Here is a 21,390-nt window from a genome sequence, read left to right as displayed (position 1 = left end):
TTACAGATGCATATGGGTGGCAAGCATGGCGTCTTCCTCCGGCGTGCCGATGGCGCCGTAGGGAATCCATTGAGTAGGGATCCCGAACCAGACCGGCCATTCATCCGCCATCGCTCTTGTTTCGGCCATGGTTGCCAGTACGGAAAGAGGCAGCGGCCGCACGGGCGGGCGATAGCCCGCAAGCGGCACGGCAGCACTCGGCATGCCGCCATAGATGGCCATCAGCAAGGCCACTTGCTCGCGGCAGCGGCGGCCCTGGCAGGCACCCATGGAGACGCGGGTCAGCCGTTTCATCTGGTCGTGATTGAGCGGCCCTTCGGCCGCATGCGATTTCAGGTCACGCCGGTTGCCGGTAGAGGCGGGACAGCCGAGATAGCGGGGCGGGCGGATGCCGGCGAGGTCGCCGCGCGTCACATCCTCGCACTGGCAGGCCAGCACCTCATGGCCGCCGCTTTCCAGCATGCGTTCGATCACGTGGCGCCGATAGGCAAGCTGGTCCTGTGCGGGCACCGTTCGTGCGCCGATCACTGCGGGCGATCCATCGAGCGATGCCATCACGATCGCCGCAGCACGGCGCGCCTCGTCTTCGATGTCCGCGCGCGACGGCAGATCCTCCGACACTCCTATGCAGTCGCCAAGGCCGAACACGAGGGGTGAGGAGGTGGAGATGCCGTCGGCGCTGCGCGGCACATAACCGCCAAGACCCGCTTCCAGCACGATTTCGATCCCGGCGCTGTCGAACAGTTCGATAGACGGGATTCGCCCGAGCGCCAGACAGATCGTATCGCAAGCGAAGGTTTCGGTGACACCGTTCCGGTCGGCGAGGGTTGCGGAGGTGACGCCGAGCGCGCCGCGTGCCGCAGCGGTCACGGTGACGCCGGTGCGGATCGCCACACCTTTGGCCCGCAGCGCATTGATGCTTGCCGGCGCGGCACGGGGCTCGTCCGTCACATCCACCAGGGCCGCGACCTCCAGACCGAGATCAAGCGCTCTCTGCGCGGTGCGGACGCCGAGTTCGCCGCTGCCATAGACCAGCAGGCGGCGCCCGTCGAAGGCATCATAGCGATCGGTCAGCGCGGCAAAGGCTTGCGCTCCCATCACGCCCGGCTGGTCGGCGCCGTCGAAAAAGGCCACGAAGTCGCGGGCGCCGGCGGCAATCAGCAGCCGGTCGAAGCCGACCGTCCAGCTGCGCGCGCCATCCGTAAGGGCGGCGACCGGGCCGGGCAGGGCGCGGCTGGCCGGCCCCGGCAGATACACACCCCAGCAGGTGACGCCGAGCCCTACATCCACGCCTGCCTCGAAGGCGGCCTCATAGGCCGGGTCGCTTGCGACGATCTGCTCGACCATGCGGGCCTGGTTCTGCACGGCAGACCCTGCGCGGCCGCCGAAAAAGAGCGGCACATCCAGCCCGACGAGATGCGGATCAAGCGGGTTCTCGTCGATCAGCATGACACTCACCCCGTTGCGGGCAAGTTCGGTGGCGGCCGTCAGACCCGCAGGCCCCGCTCCAACCACCAGCACCTGCACATGGCTTTCGGGCGCCGGCAATTTCCCGTCCAGTGCTGCCGGATCGGAGGCCTGCATCAGACTGCCTCCAGCGCGTGGGCAATATCGGCCAGAAGATCGTCGATATGCTCGATGCCAACGGAGATGCGCAGCGTCGCGTCATCGATCCCGAGTGCCTCGCGCCTGTCGCGCGCAACCGCATAATGCGTCGTCGTGGCCGGATGGCAGATCAGGGTTTCGGTGCCCCCAAGGCTGACGGCGACCTTCAGGATCTTCAGCGCGTCGAGGAAGCGGAAGGCGGCGGCTTCGTCGCCACGCACCCGGAAGGAGAAGGTCGATCCGGCGCCTTTGCACTGCCGCTCGAAAGCGAGCCGGGCAGGCGAGCCCTCCGGCTTGAAGCGTACATAGGTGACCGAGGCGACAGCGGGGTGGGCGGCGAGCATTTCGGCGATGGCGCGGGCATTGTCGCCTGCCCTTTCGGTCCTCAGATGCATGGTCTCGAAAGAGCGGGCCAGGAGCCAGGCGGAATGCGCATCCAGCGTCGAGCCGACCAGGGTGCGGAAGGTCTTCAGGCGCGCGATCGGCCCTGCTGATCCGGAGACGCCGCCGGCCAGGAAATCCGAGTGGCCGCCGGCATATTTGGTGAGCGAGGTCATGCAGAGATCGGCGCCGAATGTCAGCGAGCTCTGCACGAAAGGCCCGAGAAACGTGTTGTCGACGCCGAGCAGTGGGCGATGCTCCTGCTGTTTTTCGATATAGTCGATGAGGCGGGCGACTTCCTCCAGGTCGACGATGGCGGCTGTCGGATTGGCCGGCGTCTCGGCCCAGACCAGCGCGATGCGACCCTTTCCAAGGGCTTCGTCGGCGGCCTTGCGCATCACGTCGGGATCGCAGCCATCGGGAAACCCGACCGCGGAGATGCCAAGCCGTATCAACTCGGTGTTGAGCAGCATATCGGTGCCGCCATAGATCGGCTGGCTGTGCAGCACGACATCGCCGGGTCCGAGATTGGCAAGCATGATGGCGGAAATGGCGGCCATGCCGGTCGCGAAGATCGCCGCGTCCTCAGCGCCGTCCAGCACGGCAAGCCGCTTCTCGACGATATCGAGACCCGGGTGACCCAGCCGCCCGTAGATATAGCCGGTCGCGCCATTGTCGGCGTGATCGAAAAAGGCCTCGTGCAGCCGCTTTGCCGCGAGCGCCGAGGGATAGACGAAGGTGGAGCTGTGATAGGCCGGCGGCTTGGCGCTGCCGGAGGCGGACGCCGGCTCATAGCCGGCACTGACGGTCAGCGTCTCCAGATGGAGCGGCGGAAGGTTCGAGGGGCTCTTCATGCCTTGCTCCAAGGGTTAGGCGACATCAGCGATCTGGAGGGCCGGGAGGCCGAGGGCGGCGGAGGCGCGATCGCAATACCAGTCGACAAACCGGATCACCAACGCCTCGGCTTCCTGCGAATAGGGGCCTGGCTGGTAGCCGATGCCGCGCACGCCGCGATGATTGTTTTCCGCGAGATCCCGATCCTGGCGGTTGGTGGCGTCCCAGGTTTCGATCAGGCGCTTCGGGTCGTAATCGACGCCTTCGACAGCGTCCTTGTGGACATACCATTTTGCGATGACGACGGTTTCTTCCGGACCCGTTGGGTAGCAGGAGAAGACGAAGGCATAATCGCCGAGCACATGGATAAAATTATGCGGTTCCGTTGCAATGCGCAGCGACCCCATGTCCGGATCGAGATTGCAGAGCGGCTTGGAAACCACGATCTTGCCGTCGAGCGACATGCTGCAAACGCCGTCGTTCAGCGGAAAGCGGGCAATCTGCCACCAGGAACCGTCGGCGGGCCCGACGCTAAGCCCAAGCCGCGCCATCTTCTCCCGATAGGCATTCGAACGGGCCGCGTCTTCCGCCGAGAAATCGGGCGTGATCGCGATCGGGAAGGAAATGCCAAGTTCCGGATGACAGGCCGCGCAATGATAGCATTCCCGGCCGTTTTCCATGACGAGCTTCCAGTTTGCCTTCTCGACATAGATCTCGGTATGGGCAAGCTTGGCGCTTTCAAGGCCCATCGGCGCCAGCATGGGTTCGAGGCAACCGGCAAAGGCATCGAATTCCGGTGGCTGGGAAGCCAGACAGATATAGATCGCGCCCGCAACCACGCGCACGTGGAAAGATTGCAGCGCGTGCGAGGAAGGATCAAAATCCTCCGGCATCGAATTGGCATGGATCAGCTTGCCATCCAGTTCATAGGTCCACTGATGATAGGGACAGACCAGCCTTGCGCTGCGGCCGGCGCCATCCGCGCAGATCTGCGCGCCCCGGTGGCGGCAGGAGTTGAAGAAGCCGCGGATCACATTGTCGCGTCCGCGGATGACGACGACAGGTGTCTGGCCGATCGTCATGGCGAGATAGCTGCCGGGCTTCGGCAGTTCGCAGTCGAGCCCGATCATCAGCCAGTTCTTCTCAAAGATTTCGCTCAGGTCGAATTCATAGGCCTCGCGGCTGATGTAAAGATCGCGCGGCAGGGCGTGGTTCTTCTTGCGCGAGGCGAGGATCTCGCCGAGTTTAGACGCATATTGCATCGTTTACTCCGGATATGGGGGAGCATGAATTCCATGCGGACGTAACGTGATCCTCGCATGCCGGTTTTGTTTGATGAAATACAATTTCCTGATGAGCGGATCGAAAAAAGGCAATTGCGAAAATTGATAAACGGCAGAACTATAAGTCATAACAAAGGAGCCGATTCATAACGGCTCCGGCGCCGGTCATCGTGCCGGCGTGGACGGGGGAATGACATGCTTGACCGCAAATGGCTACCTCTGAATGCCTTGCGCGCTTTTGAAGCTGTGGCCAAGAAAGCAAGCTTCACTGCGGGCGCGCACAGCCTGTCGGTTACACAGAGTGCGATCAGCCGCCATGTCAGCAGTCTCGAAGATCTGCTCGGCAAGAAGCTGTTCGAACGCCGGCCCTCCGGCCTCGTGCTGACCGATGCCGGACAGAAGCTGCTGCCGGTGGTCGAGCGGTCCTTCGACCGCATCGAGAAGACCATGAACGAGCTGAAGCAGGAAAGCGCCAAGGGGGCGCGGGTGCTGCGTATTCATATGCCGCCGACATTCCTGCAGCGGCTGGGCATGCAGCTTCTGCATGAATTCCGGGTGGAGTTTCCGGACATCAACATCGACGTGTCGAGCACCTATGGCAACGGCATGCCGAGCCGCGACATCGACGTGGCGGTCATCTACGACAAGCCGCGGATCAGCGACGCGATCATGGATGTGCTCTGGATGGAGCGCGTGACGCCGGTCTGTTCCCCCGACATGGCTGCGAAATACAAGGACTGTCCGCTGGATCAGCTATTGGCTGACAACGAACTCCTGCATGTGCGCATCGACGGCCAGCCGAACAACCATCTCTGGAGCCAGTTCTCCAAGCATGCCCGGATCGACCTTGACACAAGCCGCGGCGTGACCTTCGACACGCTGGCGCTTGCCGTCCAGTATGCCAGCCGGGGATACGGCATTGTGCTCTGTGATATCGACATGTATGCCGATGACATTGACGCGGGATTGCTCGGCATACCGGCCGAAACCGAGATCAAGGATGGATTTGGCTATTTCCTCGTCCTGAACGCCGAGGATCTCGAAGACCCCTTGATTTCGCTGTTCCGTAACTGGATCATTACCCGGTTTTCTGCGGTCGATCGCAGGAGCCTGAGCAGCATGCGGGCCGGTACGCCAGCCATGCGCCGGGATGCCGTGGGGGATCCGGTTCAAGTCGTTGACGTATAGAACGAAAATGCCGCTGAGGGGCGGTCCAAAAAAGGAGAGAGCCGAAATGCCGAGTATCACTGGGAAATCGTCACTTTATGCCTTTGCAGCCATTCTCGCCTCCACTGTCTTTGTCTCCGCGCAGCCTGCGGCGGCCGCTTGCGGGAAGGTGACGATTGCCGACATGAACTGGGCCTCCGCCTCGGCCGTTGCCTGGATCGACAAGATCATTCTCTCCTCCGGCTATGGCTGCGACGCGCAGATCGTTGCTGGCGACACGATGCCGACCATCGCTTCAATGACCGAGAAGAGCGAGCCGGATATCGCGCCGGAAACCTGGATCAACGGTGCGCGCCAAGTGTTGGATAAGGCGGTCGCGGATGGCAGGCTCGTTTATGCGACAGACGAGATCGCTGGCGGCGCCATCGATGGCCTCTGGATTCCAAAATACATGCAGGAGGCGCATCCGGACCTGAAAACGGTCGCCGATGTGCTGAAGCATCCGGAACTCTTCCCCGATCCGGAAGACAGCTCCAAGGGCGCCATCTTCAATTGTCCGGCGGGCTGGAGCTGTCAGATCACGACCGCCAATCATTACAAAGCCTACAAGATGAAGGAAGCCGGTTTCACGCTGGTTGATGCCGGTTCTGGCGCTGGCCTGGACGGTTCCATCGCCAAAGCCTTTCAGCGCAAGCAGGGCTGGTTCGGCTATTATTGGGCGCCGACGGCCATTCTCGGCAAATATGATATGGTGCGGCTCGATCCCGCGCCCGGCGTGACCTACGATGAGGAATACTGGAACGCCTGCTTTTCCAAGGCCGACTGCACGCCCACCAAGCCAAGCGCTCCTGCGCCTGCGCCAATCAAGACAGTCGTCACCGCCAAGTTCAAGAAGGAGGCAGGCCCAGCCTACGAATACATAGCCAAGCGGCAGCTGACGATCGATCAGATCAACAAGTTCCTTGCCTGGGCGACCAACAACCAGGCGACAGGCGAGGCGACCGCCAAGTACTTCCTCAAGAATTCCGAGGCCGTCTGGACGGCCTGGGTCACGCCAGAAGCCGCGGCCGCCATCAAGAAGGCGCTCTGACAGATGAAGCAGGGGCTGCCGGATCCTCTCCGGCGGTCCCATGCCCCGGCGTCTCGCGCATCGCAGATGCGATGCTGAGCCCGCTGGCAATTCCTGTTGCAGCTTTATGAAGGGCAGCCGATGGAGTGGTGGAAGAGCTTTCCGGCCATGGATGATCTGCGGTTAACGGAGATCAAGAAGGCCATTGATTCCGGTTTCCTGCAATTCACCCGGACCTATGGCGTGGTGATCGAGGATTTCTTCGCGCCGCTGAAGAGCTTCCTGATCTGGTCCGAAAAGCTTGCCATCACCACGCCGTGGCCGATTGTCGTGCTGGTGTTTTCGGCCATCGCCTATGCCTCGACGCGATCCTGGCGCATCGCGCTCGGAACGACCGTGGGTTTCTGTCTCATCGGCTATCTTGGCATGTGGGAAGATGCCATGAAGACCGTGTCGATGATCTTTGCCTCGACGCTGGTCTCCATCGCGCTCGGTCTTCCCGTCGGCATCCTCATGTCCCGTTACAAGTGGTTGCGCGTGAGCGTGACACCGGTGCTGGACGTGATGCAGACCATGCCGACCTTTGTCTACCTGATCCCGGTCGTCATGCTCCTCGGCATCGGCAAGGTGCCGGGCCTCATTGCGGTTGTTATCTATGCACTGCCGCCCGTCATCCGCCTGACCGATCTCGGCATCCGGCTGGTCGACGCGGAGGTGCTGGAGGCGGCGGATGCATTCGGCTCCTCGCCCTGGCAGAAACTCGTCAAGGTTCAGCTGCCGCTGGCTCTTCCGACGATCATGGCCGGCATCAACCAGACGATCATGATGGCGCTTGCCATGGTCGTCGTGGCATCGATGATCGGCGTGCAGGGGCTGGGGCAACCCGTCCTCAAGGCTATCGCCAACCAGTATTTCACGCTCGGCCTATTCAATGGTCTCGCCATCGTCGCCATTGCGATCATCTTTGATCGCATCAGCCAGGCGTTTGGCCGCCGCCTGCAGAATGTAAGAGGGCATGAGCAATGAGCGGTCTGGCCATTGAAATTCGACACCTTTACAAGTTGTTTGGCGGGAAGGCAGGCAACCTTATCGCTCTTGCCGAAAGCGGTTTGGGGCGCGCTGAAATGCTGTCTGCGCATAATCACGTTCTGGCACTGAGCGACATCAACTTGCATATCGAGTCTGGCCGCATCCAGGTGATCATGGGGCTGTCCGGCTCCGGCAAATCGACGCTCATTCGTCACATCAACCGGCTGATCGATCCGACGTCGGGCAATGTCCTTGTCGGGGGAACGGATGTAACGCGCCTTTCGGTGAAGGAGTTGAGACAGTTTCGTCGGGAAGCAACCGCGATGGTGTTCCAGAAGTTCGCACTTCTGCCTCATCGCACTGTGCTCGACAACGTAGTTTATGGGCTTGAGATCAAGGGCGTCGCCCGCGCCGAGCAGGAACGCCACGCGCGCAAATGGATCGATCGCGTCGGGCTTGGCGGATATGAGCGGCGCCTTCCCTCGCAGCTGTCCGGCGGCATGCAGCAGCGTGTCGGGCTTGCTCGCGCGTTGTGCAACGACGCACCGATCCTTTTGATGGACGAGGCCTTTTCGGCTCTTGATCCCCTTATTCGCGTCGATATGCAGTCTGTTCTGCTCGACCTGCAGAAGGAGATTCGCAAGACGATCGTCTTCATCACGCACGATCTCGACGAAGCGCTGCGCCTTGGAGACCGGATCGCAATCCTGAAGGACGGCCTGATCGTACAGAACGGAACGCCTGAAGATATCGTTCTGACACCAGCCGACGACTATGTCTCAGCCTTCGTCAAGGAGGTTAACCGAGGGCGTGTTCTGACGCTGTCATCGGTGATGCGCGCCGGGGAACCCGCCCAAAGTCCGCTCGGGCTTACTGCGGATCTGACACTTGAGGAGGCCCTGTCGAGGATGATCGCGGCAGATGCATCCGAGGCAGCGGTCTTGTCCACGGATGGTGTACTTCTCGGGCGGGTACGGTTCACGGATATTGTCGCTGCGACCCTGCGCACATCTGTCGGAACAGACGCTGGGCTACCGGTTTTTGCACACACTGGCTGCCTACGCGGGTCTCACACAGTCTCTGTCTAAGCGCTGTGGTTCAGTATGTTATTATTTCGGGGCAGATGTCGGAGGCCGGTGCGATATTTCTTTGTGCCTGTGGGTCTACTATGCTGGTGATAATTCTCAAACCAGAGAAGTTTAACGCATTGTTAACTTCGGCGGGTCCCTTTAAAGCGCGAAAAAAGGGCGTCGCCGCCCTTTTAAGTCACGCTAGTGCCTTCGGGACGCGGAGTTAGATTCGCGTCGATAGCAAAACATCCTCTTCCTCATCCCGTTGGCGGCCGCCAAAGGCGGCTGCAGCGGATGAAATAAAAGCGCCGACCAGCAGTGATAAAGAGCCGATCATCGCCGTGGTGGCGGCCGCCTTGCGAGCGTCGTCGGCTGCTTTTTGCGCGGCGACCTTCGCATCATCAACCCGCTTCAGGACAACATCTACCCTGCCGCGGGCTTCGTCCGGCGAAAGGCCGGTACGAGCGGCAATGATGCCGGCCATGTAAGCCTTGTCCTCTTCCGGGATGTTGCCGGCCGATGCCCCGTTCACGAGGATGCGGGAGATTTCCGCAGTTGCTGCACCGTTGTCGGTTTCGGCACGAGCCGAAATCTGCTGAGGCCGTAGCAATGCATCCGTGAAGTATGCGGTTGCCGGATTGCCCGTGCTGCCGGAGTTTGCAGACGAAGCCGCCGCAGCCGTGCCCGCCACTCCGGCAGCCTGGGCAACCGACCCGACAGCTTGCGCTCCAGCGCCGGCAAGCGACGTCAATGAAGAGGTGAGGAAACCGGCGACAATGATGGTAGCAATTGCCCACGACACAAAGCCATGAGCCGTGTCGCGGAAGAAAACTTCGTCTGTATGGACTGCAGCCCATTTGGTACGCAGGCGCCCCGTGAGATAGCCTCCGAGGGCGGCGGATAGCCATTGCACGACAACAAGCCATATTGCGGCGCTTAGTCCGACGCTTGCGGCAGAGCTGCTCTCACCTGACCAGGGGGAAATCATGGTCAAGCCGAGGCCTGAGCCGAACATTGCGAGGATGAGTGTAACCCCAATCGCCGCAGCCACCCCGCCGAGGATCGGTCCCCAATGAATGGCCGATTGGGAGGACTCGACCGGAAGCGCCGATGTCCCCGTTGTTGATGTAAATGCCATATGGGTTCTCCTCAGCGCATGAAGAGAACGAGCAGAATGACGATCGGCAGCGGAATACCGAGAAGCCAAAGAAGAATACCGCGTCCCATGGTTAGCCTCCAAATGTTGTCGTTGAACCGGCTTGTTAAGGCACAATTCTCCTGCTCCGCTTTCGTTCCCTCAGGGGACGTTAGCGGTTGGCATTAGGGCGCTACTTCAATAGAAGCGGCTCTCATTCCAATGTCCTCTCATCAGCCAGTGGAGGAGGCTCGCCGCTCTGGTGCGATCGACGCAACGATCTGATAGCGCTTCAGCTGGAGTTCGCATTGGGGAGGGCCCGATGGGCGGGAGCGATGGGGCCGTTGCTAACCGCTGCAAAAGATGCAGTCGTCTCAGGTTTTGTCGCAAAAGGGTATGCTTAACCCTTCTGCCCTCTGCCTGCCGACAGAAACCGCGGTTATTGCGCCACGTCAGAGTCGTGTGCAGCAGAAAGCTTGAGTTTGGCGAGAAGCGCCGACAAACCCTGCGGCTTGGAAGCGGCTCCAAGGAGATCGGCGACGGGGATTGGCTGCTCTGCGTCAATATCGACCTGATAGCGACCGGCTGGGTGCGGAAATTCGGCCAGGAAAGTCTTCAATACGGTCTTGCTATCGCTTGTTGCTATCCTGTCTGGCAACGAATCCACGAAAGCCGTGGCCAACGATCGATATCTTTCGATCGCTGGCTTGGGGTCGTGATCCTGCGGAAGAGTGGAAATCAGCGGCATCACCACGATGCTCTCGAAGACGCCGCGGTTGTCCAGCTTGAGCGAAAGCTTGCGAATGGCGGCGAGCTTCGTCGCCTCCTCCACCTGGCTAGCTAGAACTGGCATCTTGCTTACGCCGGAAGCTGCTCCGCTGACTCCGATGGAGCCGAAACGCGTGCCTCTAAGGCTTAAATCGTCAAGCGTAAGCTCCTGACTGGCGCCGTCCCCACGGTAGGCAAGATGGATATCGAAGGGAAGCTGAGTCACCTCCATCACATAGTTCGACAGCGGTGTGCCCGCGTTGAGCGAGAACTGAAGACCAGTCAGCGATACCTCCAGCGTTTCCGGCAGGCGCTCGGCCGTGACTGACGCAAAAAGGTCCTTGCCTGTGATCCTGAGGTCGGCCGCCTTCCATCGTGCGTAGGCGCTTTGGGAGATAAGGACGTTCGACGCGTGGCAGCCGTTCTCGATCGGCTCGATCTTGCTGTCCGGTTTAACCTCGACGAGCGGCGCGGAGCGGCTGATGAGAGCGGCGCAATCCATCACCGGGCTCTTCTGTTGCTGGGCGGCAGCGATCCATGCCGTAGAAATAAATAGGAAAGTGGCCGCAAGGCGGAAAAAAATCGGCATGCATTCTCCTGTCTGTTGGCGGCCGCTTTTGATGCGCGGCGCAAAAGAGGATGGGGCGGATAAGGCACAAGACAATGGGGAATGGCCCTGTACGGAGAATGGCTGCCTCGTATCCTGTCAGGATAGCGATGGAGGTGACGGGCGGGCCGTCCCCAAATTTGCGCAAGCCTCAGAAAAGGAAGCCACCCTAAGATAATCGCGAAAGTTGAGATTTGTCAGCGAAAAGGTCGAAATATCAATACAACAAAATCACGTTAAATATACTTAGTTGTATAAATTGAATGAATTGATCAACGGGCTAAGTGCTGTCATGTTGATATTGAGAGATTTTCATGACCACGATCATTCCTTCTTTGACGTATAGCCAGATAAGATCCCTCACTGCCGGCGCGATTGCCTCTTTAACAACCGAAGATATTTCGCAATTTAGCACCAATCAGATTAAGGCTTTGTCCGCAAGTCAGATAGCTGCGTTTAATACCGCAGATGTCAAGGCGCTCACAAAGGCCCAAATAAGCTCAGTGCCGGCAGCCTCGATCGGCGGGTTAAGCCTGGATCAGTTGGCAATCTTGTCTGCCGTGCAAATCAATGGAATGCGTTCAAGCCAAATGAACGCGCTGAGCGGCAGTCAAATTGCGGCGTTTTCCAGTAGTCAGGTCGCTGAGTTGAGCACTGAGCAGATTGCTGCATTGACAGTATCCGCCATCAGTGGGCTTTCAACTCAGGATATCGCCACTTTCACCTCCTCCAAGATCAATGCAATCAGCCCAAGAGCGATTTCAGGGCTTTCCACAAGCGGCATTTCATCGCTTTCGACGGACCAAGTTGCGGCCTTCTCGACAGCACAGATCGCAGCACTTACCACCAGTCAGACTGCCGCATTGTCGACCAATCAGCTTGCTGTGTTGAACACGGCCCAAATCGGGGCTTTGACACCTGCGGCAATAGCAGGCTTGTCCACAACCAATCTAGCAACATTATCAACCTCGGATATCGCAGCTATAGCGGCGCGAGCGATTTCAGGACTTTCGACAGGTAGCATCCAGTCGCTTTCTACAAATCAGGTCGCAGCCCTGACGACTGGCCAGATTGTCGCTTTGACAAACGCTCAGATAGCGGCATTGACGACCGACCAGATCCACGTCTTGAGTACGGGTCAGATCGGCGTTTTGGGCGTGAGGCAGGTCGGTTCCCTGACTGCCAGTGATATGGCGGCAATGTCGACCGATCAGATTGCGTCAATGAGTACGGCGGCAATTTCAGGCCTCTCTTCGGCGGGCATGGCCTCGCTCTCCACCAGTCAGATAGGCGCCCTGAAAACAGGGCAAATGGCAGCGCTATCGGGTCGCCAAATCGCCGCGTTAACATCCGCACAAATTTCCGTTCTGAGTTCTGGCCAGATTGCTGCATTTGGGGCCAACCAGATCACAGGTTTAACCAGTGACGACATTGCAATACTCTCAACCGGTCAAATCCTCGCGCTTTCAACGAATGCTATTGCGGCACTCAGCACGCGTCAGGTCGGCGGATTTTCTAGCGGCCAAGCTATGGCCTTGAACGTGGCGCAGATCGCCGCGCTAACGGCAACGGCGATCGGCGCAATGCCCACGCAAGATCTTGCGGCTTTGACGACAGCCGAGATCGCTGCGATCAATCCAACGGCGATGGCAGGACTATCGACACTCGGTGTCGCATCCCTCTCGACCGATCAAGTCGCAGCGTTGGCAACCAGGCAGATTGGCGTTCTGACGATCGCGCAGATATCAGCGTTGACAAGCAGCCAGATCCGAGCGCTTACGACGCAGCAGATCTCTGTTTTGAGGGCAAGTCAGAGCGGAGGTTTGTCAGCGCAGAATCTCGATGTGCTTTCAACCGGACAGATAGGCGCGTTCAATACAAACTTGGTTGCATCGCTCACATCAAGTCAGATTGATGCTCTCTCCACCAGTCAGCTTGCCGTGTTGGCCGGTGGCCAGATTGCCGTGTTGACTGCGAGCGCCGTTAAGGGCCTTTCTGCGGCAGACGTTGCAATATTAACCCCTTCACAAATTGCGGCAATCAATCCGAAAGCGATGTCTGGCTTTGCGACCTCCAGCATAGCAAGCTTTTCGACGGACCAGATTGCAGCGCTTACAACCGGTCAGATCACCGCGCTGGCTACTACGCAGCTTGCAGCGTTCACAACGAACCAACTCAATGCCCTCAATTCAAGCCAAATCGGTGTTTTAGGGCCAACGCAGGTCGCCGCCTTCACCACTGCTGAGCTTTCGCTTCTATCGTCCAGCCAGCTTGGCGCTCTGAAGCCGGCCGCCATGGCAGGGCTGAGCGGCAATCAAATGGCGGGGTTTTCCAGTATTCAAGTCGCTGCATTGAGCACTGCGCAGATTGCGGCATTGACAACGTCCGCCATCAGTGGGCTTTCCTCTGAGGACATCCCCACGTTCACGTCCTCCAAGATCAATGCGATCAGTACGCGGGCGATTTCAGGGCTGTCCACAAGCAGTGTTGCATCACTTTCAACGGACCAGGTTGCAGCCTTCTCGACGGCACAGATCGCGGCACTTTCCACCGGCCAGATTGCCGCATTCGCCACCGGGGCGATCAGTGTGTTGAGCTCAAGCCAGATAGGCGCCTTGGCACCACGGCAAGTTGCCGCTTTATCGACCAGCGGCATCACAGCGCTTTCGGCCGGCCAGATCGCCGCTTTGAAGACAATCGTTATGGCTGCGCTGACGAGCGGTCAGGCTGCCGCATTATCGACCAATCAGATTGCAGTGTTGAACACGGCCCAAATCGGGGCTTTGACACCTGCGGCAATAGCGGGCTTGTCCACCACCAATTTAGCAGCGTTATCAGCCTCAGATATCGCTGCTATAACGGCGCGAACGATTTCAGGGCTTTCGACAGATAGCATCCAGTCGCTTTCTACAAATCAGGTCGCAGCCCTGACGACTAGCCAGATTGTCGCGCTGACCAGCGCTCAGATGGCAGCCCTGACGACCGACCAGATCCACGTCTTGAGCACGGGTCAAATCGGCGTTTTGGGTGTGAGGCAGGTCGGTTCCCTGACCGCCAGTGATATAGCGGCAATGTCGACCGATCAAATTGCGTCAATGAGTACGGCCGCAATTTCAGGCCTCTCTTCGGCAGGCATGGCTGCTCTCTCCACCAATCAGATCGGCGCCCTGAAAACAGGGCAAATGGCGGCGTTGAAGTCTTACCAGATTGCTGCGTTATCGACGTTACAAGTGGCTGCACTCAACAGCCGCCAAATCGTTTCCTTATCGGCAGCCGGAATACGCGCCATGTCGACCGGCGACATTGCGACATTCAGCCCCACTGAGATTTCCGCGATTATTTCGAGCGCAGTATCTGGCCTTTCAACCACGGATATTTTGTCGCTCTCAAGCGAGCAACTGTATTCATTAACCTCACAACAGATGGCTGCGCTCGATGCGGCGCAAGTAGAGGCTGTTGTTGCGGCGTATGCCATTTATAGGTGAACGAAATCGCGAAGTTAAAAGTTACTCGACGACTTCTGCCTTCACCTAACGCAATAGCTGTTATTCCATCACAGCACTATGATCGACTTCAGCGGGTTTAGCAGGCTTCTTAAGCATCAGAACGAGTGGCATTGCAGCAATTGATAAGAGCATAAGGAGCTTAAAGTCGTCCATATAGGCGATTATCGTCGATTGGAGGGTAATGCTGCCATCCAGAGCGGCTCGGCCGGTTGCGGTTAATGGGCTCATTGTGCTCTGAATAACGGGATTGTCGAAGCCACGGTTGAAGGGCGTCACATAGGCCGCGATGCTCTCATGGTTCTTCTGGATGTTTTCGGTGATCAAGGTCGTCACCAAGGAAATTCCAACGGAGGAGCCGATGTTTCTCGAGAGGTTATAAAGTCCGGTACCGTCGCCGCGCATATGCGCTGGCAGCGTCGAGAAGGCCATAGTCGTCAGCGGCACGAAGAGGAAGCCCAACCCGGCGCCCTGAACGAAGCCGACTTGCATGATCGTCCACTGGGCGACGTCTGGCGTCCAGCCGGTCATATCGTACATTGCCCAAGCCGTAAGTCCGAGGCCGGCGAGCAAGAGCAGGCGCGTGTCGACTTTGCCGATCAGTCGACCGACAATAAACATGCAAACCATTGTACCCAACCCGCGCGGCCCCATGACAATACCCGCGGTGACGACCGGATATCCCATCAGCGTCTGTAGGTAAGGCGTCATCAGAGCCAGAGAGGCGAGATAGGTAATGCCAACCACGAATATGAAGATCATGCTGACGGCAAAGTTCTGATCAAGAAACAGCCGTGGATTTACGAATGACTTGTTTGCTGTCAGGGTGTGGACAAGTAACAGATAAAATGCTGATCCGCAGACGATGGCTTCGATCAGGATCTCTCCAGACGAAAACCAGTCGAGTTGCTCGCCACGATCCAAAAAGAGCTGTAGAGATGCGATGAACAGGCTCATCATTCCGAAGCCGAACCAGTCGAGCTTTGAGCCGGCATCTTTACTGGTTTCAGACACAAAGGTAACTATGCCGACAAAGGCGAGCGCTCCGATGGGGACGTTGATGTAGAAGACCCAGCGCCAACTCATATTGTCCGTAAGCCAACCACCGATCACGGGACCGAGCACCGGTCCAACCATCACAGATATACCGAAAAGCGCCATGGCAGAGCCGCGTTCTTCCGGATTGTAGATGTCGAGCAGTATTCCCTGTGACAGGGGTACGAGAGAGGCGCCGAAGAAGCCTTGCAAGAGACGAAATGCCACGATCTGCGGAAGGCTTTGCGCAAGACCACATAGGATGGACGCGAATACGAACCCGGCTATCGCAGCAAGCAATACATTCTTGCGACCGAAGCGAGCGGCGAGGAAGCCCGACGGGGGCGTCATAATTGCGGCCGCAACGATGTAGGACGTGAGGACCCAATTTACCTGGTCGGCGGAAGCCGACACGCTGCCTTGTATGTATGGTAGGGCAACGTTTGCGATTGTCGTGTCGAGCGCCTGCATGATCACGGCAAGGATCACGCAGGCAGTGATGGCGCCGCGATTCTTAATCCTCGGAACGGAATGCGAGGCGACGCTCGTCATGGCTCTTTCCGGGTGAAAAGGCCGACCAGGTTTTTCAGAAATTCTGGGAGCCCGCGGGCGTGTCCTGTATCGATCGAGAGCTCGGTACTCATCCCCACGCGCAGCGGCGGCTTGTCTGCCGCCGATTGGATGCCGATGCGCATCGGGATGCGCTGCACGACCTTCACCCAGTTGCCCGTCGTATTCTGGGCCGGCAGGAGTGAAAAGCTGGAGCCTGAAGCCGGGCTGATACTCTCGACAGTGCCGTTCCAGACGATACCAGGATAGGCATCGACGGAAATCGTCGCAGGCTGGCCTTGCTTTACATAGGTCAGCTCAGTTTCCTTGGGACTGGCATCAATCCAAACCCGCTCAGTCGACACAAGGGAGAAAGCCTGTGAAGATGCGGCCAAATATGACCCAACCTGCAGCGAGCTTACATTCGCCACGATGCCCGCAAAGGGTGCTTTCACCGTTGCATGATCGAGATCTCTCTGCGCCTTATCCACTTGTGCTTCCGCCTGCAGATACAGCGGATTTTCCTCAACCGGCTGATCCGCGTTACCCCCTAGCTGGGCAAGGGTCGTAGCGGCCTTGGCCTTCGCTACCTCGACCTTCTGATTTGCTGCATCAAGATTGTGCTTTGCTTCATCATAGGCGGTGCGGGTCGCACTGCCATTATTGACAAGGTTCTGCTGCCGATCAAATTGAGATTGAAAATATGGAAGGTCGGACTGTGCCTGTGTGATCTCCGCCAAAGACTGCTTGTAGCTGGCCTTAAGGTTTAGGATCTCGTTCCGCTGCGTTCCCAGTTGTGCCTGGGCGCCTTGAAGTGCGATCTGAAATGGCTCCGGATCAAGACGGAAAAGGATTTGCCCTTCCTTAACCTGTTCGTTCTCGTGAACATTGATGGTTTGCACGATACCCGATACGTCGGTGGTAATGCCGACCTTGTCGGCCTGCACATACGCGTTATCGGTGGACATAATTTGTCCGCCGTTGACATAAGCGTAGCCGCCCGCAAGCAATGCCACGGGAAGTGCCATGAACAGTATCGGCCTCACGATATTACGCCGGTTGCGCTGGGGCTTCTCGCTCTCGGGCGCCACGTTCGCGATCACTGTCGGACCATTTGAAGCGGACGCATCATCGACCGAATTCGTATGCGTGTCACCGACGCGGTTTTTTGCCACTGCGTCAGTATTGGGCAAGGCCTGAGGCCCAGGCTTACTATCCATTTTTGTGCTCTTTCTCTGCGAACGGCGTTGCACAGGCCTGCAGGAGGTTTTCCTTGATTTCAGATAGAACCGCGAATGCCTGATCCAGACGATCCTGTTCGATATCTTTGAGAGCCTCTTCCTTGGTGGCGTCGGCGAGCACATGGATTTCGTCCAGCAAGGGGCGAACTGCTTCAAGCGTGTGAAGAAGCCACATCCTCCTGTCTGTTGCATGGCGGCGCCTTTCGACAAAACCGCGCTCAACCAACTGGTCCACGATCCGAACAAGCGCAATGGGCTCGATCTCAAGCAATTCCGCGAGAGCGGCTTGATGCATTCCCTCATTTTTCGAGAGGTGAGCGAGTGTCCTCCACTGAGGTCTCGTTAGTCCCAACAACTGCGCTCGCTGCTCGAACCGCTTCCGCAAAAGCCGCGCAACTTCGCTCAGGAGGATCAAAGACTCTTTGGATGTCATAAGGATATCTAATATGTATAAGTCTGTCATAGACTAGCATATGACATTGCGGGGACGCAAGAGCTGCGTGCTGATGCGCAATCGCGCTCAGCTTCTAACCTCCAGTCTGGGGATGGTGCTCTGGACGATACCAACGGGACGCCCTTCGACGGTGTCCGGACAACGCACTTAATGAATCCGCGTACCAACGCCGTGCTCGAGGGTGAGTGAAGAAAGCAGGCATTGGGCTGCTGAGCTTTGGTTGTCTGTCCTTTACGACACAGCGCCTCTGCCAAGGCTCCATTACTGTTCTTGTCATGCCGAGAATAGACAGGAGCCAGGAATGTCGATCCTCAACAGCAAATACACAAATGCCGGGATGATGCAGGGGGCAACTGAAATTGCAGCCGATTTCCTAAAGGATATTCTCGGTCAGATGGAGCTTGATCATCGGGAGCAGAGCATTCTCGATTTGATGCAGCAGGGGCTTTCGCTTGGAGATATCCTAGGCATCAAGAAAGAGCATCGTGACGCTCTGATCAATCTTGCTGCCTCCCTGATCCAGGCAGGCGAGCTGGACAAAGCTCGCGACGTTTTAGTGCAGACCGTTCAATTCGACAATCTTGAGGATCGCGCGCTGTATCTGCTGGGCGTCGTCTTCCAGCTGAAGTCCGATCTGGAACGTGCTGCCTTCTTCTATCTCCAGTTCCTGGCGCTCGATGCCACCAATCCAGAGGGTTATCTCCGTTTGGGGGAATGCCTGATGAGTGCAGGCGAATTGTCCGAAGCGCGCGAAGCCATTGGCGCGGCGCTTTCCTTCGCCCGTGAGGGCAAGGGGCGACCGGGGAATGTCGAACAGGCCGAAAATTTGTTGATAGCCATTGGCGCCGCCGGGGCGGCAGCCTGAACTGTAAACCCCTTGCGGCACAGCCGCTTAAGAGGAGGTATTGATGCCGGATATTTCATCCAGTGTGCAGTCGTTGATTTCCATCAAGCTGCAGCAGTTGAATCAGAACGGTCAGGTCAGCGATGAGGCCCCGGTTGGGGTTGGCGTTGGTGCTGTGACCGGCGCCGATGTGCCCGTCAGCGCTTCAATGAACCCGATCTCGCCCTCCATGGCGGCCTTGATGGAGAGTGTGAAGGGTTTGATGACCGACGCTCCCCGCGAGGACACCGAAGTCATGCTGGTGGAGATCTTCGAGGCGCTGAAGGACCGAGAGACTGCCAGCCAGAAAGACAAGGTCAAGCTCGATCAGCAAACGAAGAAGGACGAGCTTCAGAGCAAGCAGAAGAAGCTCGAAGAGGCGGCAAAGAAACTCCAGGAAGCGCTCGATAAAAAGGGTAGCGGCAATATCTTCGACAAGATCAAGCTGGCTTTTGAGTGGATCGGCGCCATCCTGGCCATCGTGACGGCTGCCATCATGATTGCAACCGGGGTCGGCGCAGTCGTTGGTGCCATGTTGATTGGTGCAGCTGTCACGACCGTGGCGCTTGCCGTTGCGGACACGGTGCAGGAAGTCACAAAGGAAATGGGTTTGAACGGCGGCGCCGGTTTCGGCATTGCCGGAGGCGTCACCTATATGGCCATGAAGGCTGACGGCAAGAGCGACAAGGAAACGCAGGAGGCGGTTCAGAAGGCTGACATGGGGTTCAGCATAGCCCTGACCGTGATTACCGTTGTTCTCTCGCTGGGGGCGGGCGCAGCCAGCCTGGCAAATGCTCTCAAGACAGGCGTTCAGGTGGGCATTCAGGCAGGACAGACTGCCCAGAAGTCTGTGAGCACCGCCACCAGCATTTCCGAAAAGCTGACGGAATTGGCGCGTGGCGCGAAGAACGTTGTCACATCTGCCTATAGGGCCGCGAAGGCCGGACAGGATGTCGGCGAAGAGAGCATCAGCACCGCTGTCAAGGGTGCCAAAATCGCGGGCCGGGTGACGGAGGTAGCCTCCGTCACCCAGCAGACTGCTTCGGCTGGAACCGATGTCGCAGAAGGCGTCATCCATTATCAGGCGACCGAACTGGATTCAGAGGCGAAAAAGAAGGAGGCCGAGGCCAAGGCCATGGAAGCGCTCATGACGCAGCTTGACGACATGATCGATCAGGCGCTGCAGCGGCTGATTAACGCCTCCAACCGGTTCAACGACGTGCTCGATATGATCGTGGAGACGATCAAGGACAAGGCCGACACGACGGCCTCCATGAAATTCCGTGCGTGATGCGCAATTGAAGCAAGGATAGCGACCATGAGTATCAACGGTTTAGGGGTAAACGCCCCCGGGATGAACAGTCTGGCCGGCACCGACGCCAGTCAGGATGTGGGCAATGCGCAACAGGCAGGTCTCGGAAATGCTGCCGGCAGCGGTATGACGCCCCCGGTTGCTGCGGACGGAAGCAGCAATATTTTGGGGACGGGCGGTTCCACAAAAGTGCCACCCGGTGCCGAGCAGCGACTGGCGGATGCAATGGCAATGCTGGAAGGAGGGGCTGGTGGTTCCATCTCGCAGCTGATCGGCGCAATCATGATCAAGCTCGCAGCCGAGCAGCGTCAGAATGCGCTGGAGAACCGCACTGCCGCCTATGAAGAGCAAAAGGCTGCCATGCAAGGCCAGGCCAGTGAGATGCGCGAGGCTGCCGAAAAGATGATGGAGGGCGCCATCATGTCGCTGGTTTTGACGGTGGTCTCGGCGGCAATGAGCACGTCGATTGGACTGATGAACCTCAAGCAGCAGATGAGTGCTGTGAAGGACATGTCGACATCTGCCAAGGGCGTGCATAGCGCTGACAAGAAGATAGGCCAACTTGGAAACGTTCAGGGCGATCTTGCCGGCGAGGCCAAGGCGATGAAGCTGTCTGCGAAGAAGGTCGCCTATGAGGATCGGTTCAAGATCGCGGAAGCCAAGGCAAATGTGGCGCAGATGCAAAACCAAATCCTCAATTCGTTGGGCGAATCCGTCCAGAACCTATCGGGGAGCGCCTCCAAGATACTCGATGCGCAGGCAAAACTTGACGATGCCGAAGCGGAGGAAAAATCGGCACTGGCAACAACGGCGGCTCAGCAGGGAGACGTTGCCAAGGAGATCCAGCAGAACCTGAAGGACATGATGGCCGCCATCATCAATTTCCTCAAGGAACTCAACGACACCGAAGTTGAGCAGATGCGCGCGATCACCCGTGCGTAAGAGGAACTTGATGCGCGACGATCCTTTTCGGCTGGCTGTTCAACGCCTGTTCGCACGCCTGAGCCTGCCCGAGCCGCGTTTTGATGGATCGGGCAGCGTGCGGCTGCGTATCGAGGGAACCGCCGTCGATCTCGCCGATGACGACCGCGGCCTGCTGCGTATCGAAGCGCTTGCCGGGCTATTGCCGGAAGATCCGGTGCAGCGACAAGCGGCGATTGATCAAATCCTGCGCGTCAATGCGGGTCTGCTGATCGATATCGAAGTCGGCACCTATATCAAGCCGAGCCCGGATGGCCGCGACATGGTCTGTGTGGAAGCCCATTTTCCATACTTCGATCGCGATCCAGAAGGTCTTGTTTCGCGGATCGAAGATGTGTTGCGCCGTATTGAAATCCACCGCGCGGCGCAACCAGTCGGCGGTGTGGCACGCACCGCACCGCCGACCTCGAATCCCTCCGAACCCGGTTTCGAACAAGCTCTCATTTTCAGACCCTGACCGGTCTCACATGCTCAACTTGAAGGA

General features: G+C 58.3%; 17 protein-coding genes. 9 read left to right on the top strand and 8 right to left on the bottom strand.

The genetic code is table 11. The features are described 5' to 3' along the window. The 3 genes from Q2T52_RS14140 to Q2T52_RS14130 are packed head-to-tail and all read right to left on the bottom strand — an operon-like array spanning window position 1 to window position 4,082. Window positions 1–1,584: an FAD-dependent oxidoreductase gene (locus Q2T52_RS14140; RefSeq protein ID WP_302077421.1), complete on the bottom strand. Its 1,584-nt coding sequence runs from the start codon at window positions 1,582–1,584 to the stop codon at window positions 1–3. Further along, on the bottom strand, window positions 1,584–2,840 hold the full coding sequence (locus Q2T52_RS14135; RefSeq protein WP_302077420.1) for an aminotransferase class I/II-fold pyridoxal phosphate-dependent enzyme: 1,257 nt from the start codon (window positions 2,838–2,840) through the stop codon (window positions 1,584–1,586). The genes Q2T52_RS14140 and Q2T52_RS14135 overlap by 1 nt, the downstream gene beginning before the upstream one ends. A 15-nt stretch (window positions 2,841–2,855) precedes the next feature. Continuing rightward, window positions 2,856–4,082, bottom strand: a complete 1,227-nt coding sequence (locus tag Q2T52_RS14130; protein WP_302077419.1) for an aromatic ring-hydroxylating oxygenase subunit alpha — start codon at window positions 4,080–4,082, stop codon at window positions 2,856–2,858. A gap of 216 nt (window positions 4,083–4,298) precedes the next feature. On the opposite strand from Q2T52_RS14130, the gene Q2T52_RS14125 reads away from it, so the two are divergent. From Q2T52_RS14125 to Q2T52_RS14110, 4 genes are all read left to right on the top strand, one after another. Further along, on the top strand, window positions 4,299–5,291 hold the full coding sequence (locus Q2T52_RS14125; protein ID WP_302077418.1) for a LysR family transcriptional regulator: 993 nt from the start codon (window positions 4,299–4,301) through the stop codon (window positions 5,289–5,291). A gap of 46 nt (window positions 5,292–5,337) precedes the next feature. Beyond that, window positions 5,338–6,360 carry a glycine betaine ABC transporter substrate-binding protein gene (locus Q2T52_RS14120; protein WP_302077417.1) on the top strand — a complete coding sequence of 341 codons (1,023 nt, stop codon included), beginning with the start codon at window positions 5,338–5,340 and terminating at the stop codon, window positions 6,358–6,360. A 120-nt stretch (window positions 6,361–6,480) separates the two neighbouring features. Continuing rightward, complete coding sequence (locus tag Q2T52_RS14115) at window positions 6,481–7,365, top strand: ABC transporter permease (RefSeq protein WP_302077785.1); 885 nt, start codon at window positions 6,481–6,483, stop codon at window positions 7,363–7,365. Then, window positions 7,362–8,456, top strand: a complete 1,095-nt coding sequence (locus tag Q2T52_RS14110; protein ID WP_302077416.1) for a quaternary amine ABC transporter ATP-binding protein — start codon at window positions 7,362–7,364, stop codon at window positions 8,454–8,456. Before Q2T52_RS14115 ends, Q2T52_RS14110 begins: the two co-directional genes overlap by 4 nt. 205 nt (window positions 8,457–8,661) lie before the next feature. Here Q2T52_RS14110 and Q2T52_RS14105 read toward each other — a convergent pair whose 3' ends face one another. Beyond that, complete coding sequence (locus Q2T52_RS14105) at window positions 8,662–9,576, bottom strand: hypothetical protein (protein WP_302077415.1); 915 nt, start codon at window positions 9,574–9,576, stop codon at window positions 8,662–8,664. Between the two features lie 436 nt (window positions 9,577–10,012). Beyond that, on the bottom strand, window positions 10,013–10,930 hold the full coding sequence (locus tag Q2T52_RS14100; RefSeq protein ID WP_302077414.1) for a hypothetical protein: 918 nt from the start codon (window positions 10,928–10,930) through the stop codon (window positions 10,013–10,015). 332 nt (window positions 10,931–11,262) lie between these two features. Between Q2T52_RS14100 and Q2T52_RS14095 the strand changes: the two genes are divergently transcribed. Further along, the gene (locus Q2T52_RS14095; protein ID WP_302077413.1) at window positions 11,263–14,433 is read left to right on the top strand and encodes a beta strand repeat-containing protein; all 3,171 of its coding nucleotides are present in this window, start codon (window positions 11,263–11,265) and stop codon (window positions 14,431–14,433) included. A gap of 60 nt (window positions 14,434–14,493) precedes the next feature. Here Q2T52_RS14095 and Q2T52_RS14090 read toward each other — a convergent pair whose 3' ends face one another. From Q2T52_RS14090 to Q2T52_RS14080, 3 genes are read right to left on the bottom strand one after another with little or no spacing between them, the layout of a single operon-like run. Continuing rightward, window positions 14,494–16,038: a DHA2 family efflux MFS transporter permease subunit gene (locus Q2T52_RS14090; protein WP_302077412.1), complete on the bottom strand. Its 1,545-nt coding sequence runs from the start codon at window positions 16,036–16,038 to the stop codon at window positions 14,494–14,496. Then, complete coding sequence (locus Q2T52_RS14085; protein ID WP_302077411.1) at window positions 16,035–17,255, bottom strand: HlyD family secretion protein; 1,221 nt, start codon at window positions 17,253–17,255, stop codon at window positions 16,035–16,037. The genes Q2T52_RS14090 and Q2T52_RS14085 overlap by 4 nt, the downstream gene beginning before the upstream one ends. Continuing rightward, a complete protein-coding gene (locus tag Q2T52_RS14080; RefSeq protein ID WP_302077410.1) occupies window positions 17,248–17,709 on the bottom strand; it encodes a MarR family winged helix-turn-helix transcriptional regulator in 462 nt (153 codons plus the stop codon). The genes Q2T52_RS14085 and Q2T52_RS14080 overlap by 8 nt, the downstream gene beginning before the upstream one ends. A 202-nt stretch (window positions 17,710–17,911) precedes the next feature. Here Q2T52_RS14080 and Q2T52_RS14075 point away from each other — a divergent pair, with 202 nt between their 5' ends. The 4 genes from Q2T52_RS14075 to Q2T52_RS14060 are packed head-to-tail and all read left to right on the top strand — an operon-like array spanning window position 17,912 to window position 21,363. Further along, window positions 17,912–18,595 (top strand): tetratricopeptide repeat protein, encoded by a 684-nt coding sequence (locus tag Q2T52_RS14075; protein WP_302077409.1) that lies wholly within the window; start codon window positions 17,912–17,914, stop codon window positions 18,593–18,595. 43 nt (window positions 18,596–18,638) lie between these two features. After that, window positions 18,639–19,904, top strand: a complete 1,266-nt coding sequence (gene sctE, locus Q2T52_RS14070) for a type III secretion system translocon subunit SseC family protein (protein WP_302077408.1) — start codon at window positions 18,639–18,641, stop codon at window positions 19,902–19,904. Between the two features lie 27 nt (window positions 19,905–19,931). Next, a complete protein-coding gene (gene sctB, locus Q2T52_RS14065; protein WP_302077407.1) occupies window positions 19,932–20,867 on the top strand; it encodes a type III secretion system translocon subunit SctB in 936 nt (311 codons plus the stop codon). Window positions 20,868–20,874: 7 nt separating this feature from the next. After that, window positions 20,875–21,363: a hypothetical protein gene (locus Q2T52_RS14060; protein WP_302077406.1), complete on the top strand. Its 489-nt coding sequence runs from the start codon at window positions 20,875–20,877 to the stop codon at window positions 21,361–21,363. Window positions 21,364–21,390 lie beyond the last annotated feature (27 nt).

This window comes from Rhizobium oryzicola (assembly GCF_030504645.1).
Lineage (GTDB): Bacteria > Pseudomonadota > Alphaproteobacteria > Rhizobiales > Rhizobiaceae > Neorhizobium > Neorhizobium oryzicola.
The sequence above is the reverse complement of the archived record's forward strand: the minus strand, read 5'-3'. Positions and strand labels throughout refer to the sequence as shown.

Coding starts and splice junctions, on each gene's coding strand:
- Q2T52_RS14140 (WP_302077421.1), bottom strand. CDS start 1,584: ATGCAGGCCTCCGATCCGGCAGCACTGGACGGGAAATTGCCGGCGCCC.
- Q2T52_RS14105 (WP_302077415.1), bottom strand. CDS start 9,576: ATGGCATTTACATCAACAACGGGGACATCGGCGCTTCCGGTCGAGTCC.
- Q2T52_RS14100 (WP_302077414.1), bottom strand. CDS start 10,930: ATGCCGATTTTTTTCCGCCTTGCGGCCACTTTCCTATTTATTTCTACG.
- Q2T52_RS14130 (WP_302077419.1), bottom strand. CDS start 4,082: ATGCAATATGCGTCTAAACTCGGCGAGATCCTCGCCTCGCGCAAGAAG.
- Q2T52_RS14115 (WP_302077785.1), top strand. CDS start 6,481: ATGGAGTGGTGGAAGAGCTTTCCGGCCATGGATGATCTGCGGTTAACG.
- Q2T52_RS14125 (WP_302077418.1), top strand. CDS start 4,299: ATGCTTGACCGCAAATGGCTACCTCTGAATGCCTTGCGCGCTTTTGAA.
- Q2T52_RS14135 (WP_302077420.1), bottom strand. CDS start 2,840: ATGAAGAGCCCCTCGAACCTTCCGCCGCTCCATCTGGAGACGCTGACC.
- Q2T52_RS14110 (WP_302077416.1), top strand. CDS start 7,362: ATGAGCGGTCTGGCCATTGAAATTCGACACCTTTACAAGTTGTTTGGC.
- Q2T52_RS14090 (WP_302077412.1), bottom strand. CDS start 16,038: ATGACGAGCGTCGCCTCGCATTCCGTTCCGAGGATTAAGAATCGCGGC.
- sctE (WP_302077408.1), top strand. CDS start 18,639: ATGCCGGATATTTCATCCAGTGTGCAGTCGTTGATTTCCATCAAGCTG.
- Q2T52_RS14085 (WP_302077411.1), bottom strand. CDS start 17,255: ATGGATAGTAAGCCTGGGCCTCAGGCCTTGCCCAATACTGACGCAGTG.
- sctB (WP_302077407.1), top strand. CDS start 19,932: ATGAGTATCAACGGTTTAGGGGTAAACGCCCCCGGGATGAACAGTCTG.
- Q2T52_RS14120 (WP_302077417.1), top strand. CDS start 5,338: ATGCCGAGTATCACTGGGAAATCGTCACTTTATGCCTTTGCAGCCATT.
- Q2T52_RS14080 (WP_302077410.1), bottom strand. CDS start 17,709: ATGACATCCAAAGAGTCTTTGATCCTCCTGAGCGAAGTTGCGCGGCTT.
- Q2T52_RS14095 (WP_302077413.1), top strand. CDS start 11,263: ATGACCACGATCATTCCTTCTTTGACGTATAGCCAGATAAGATCCCTC.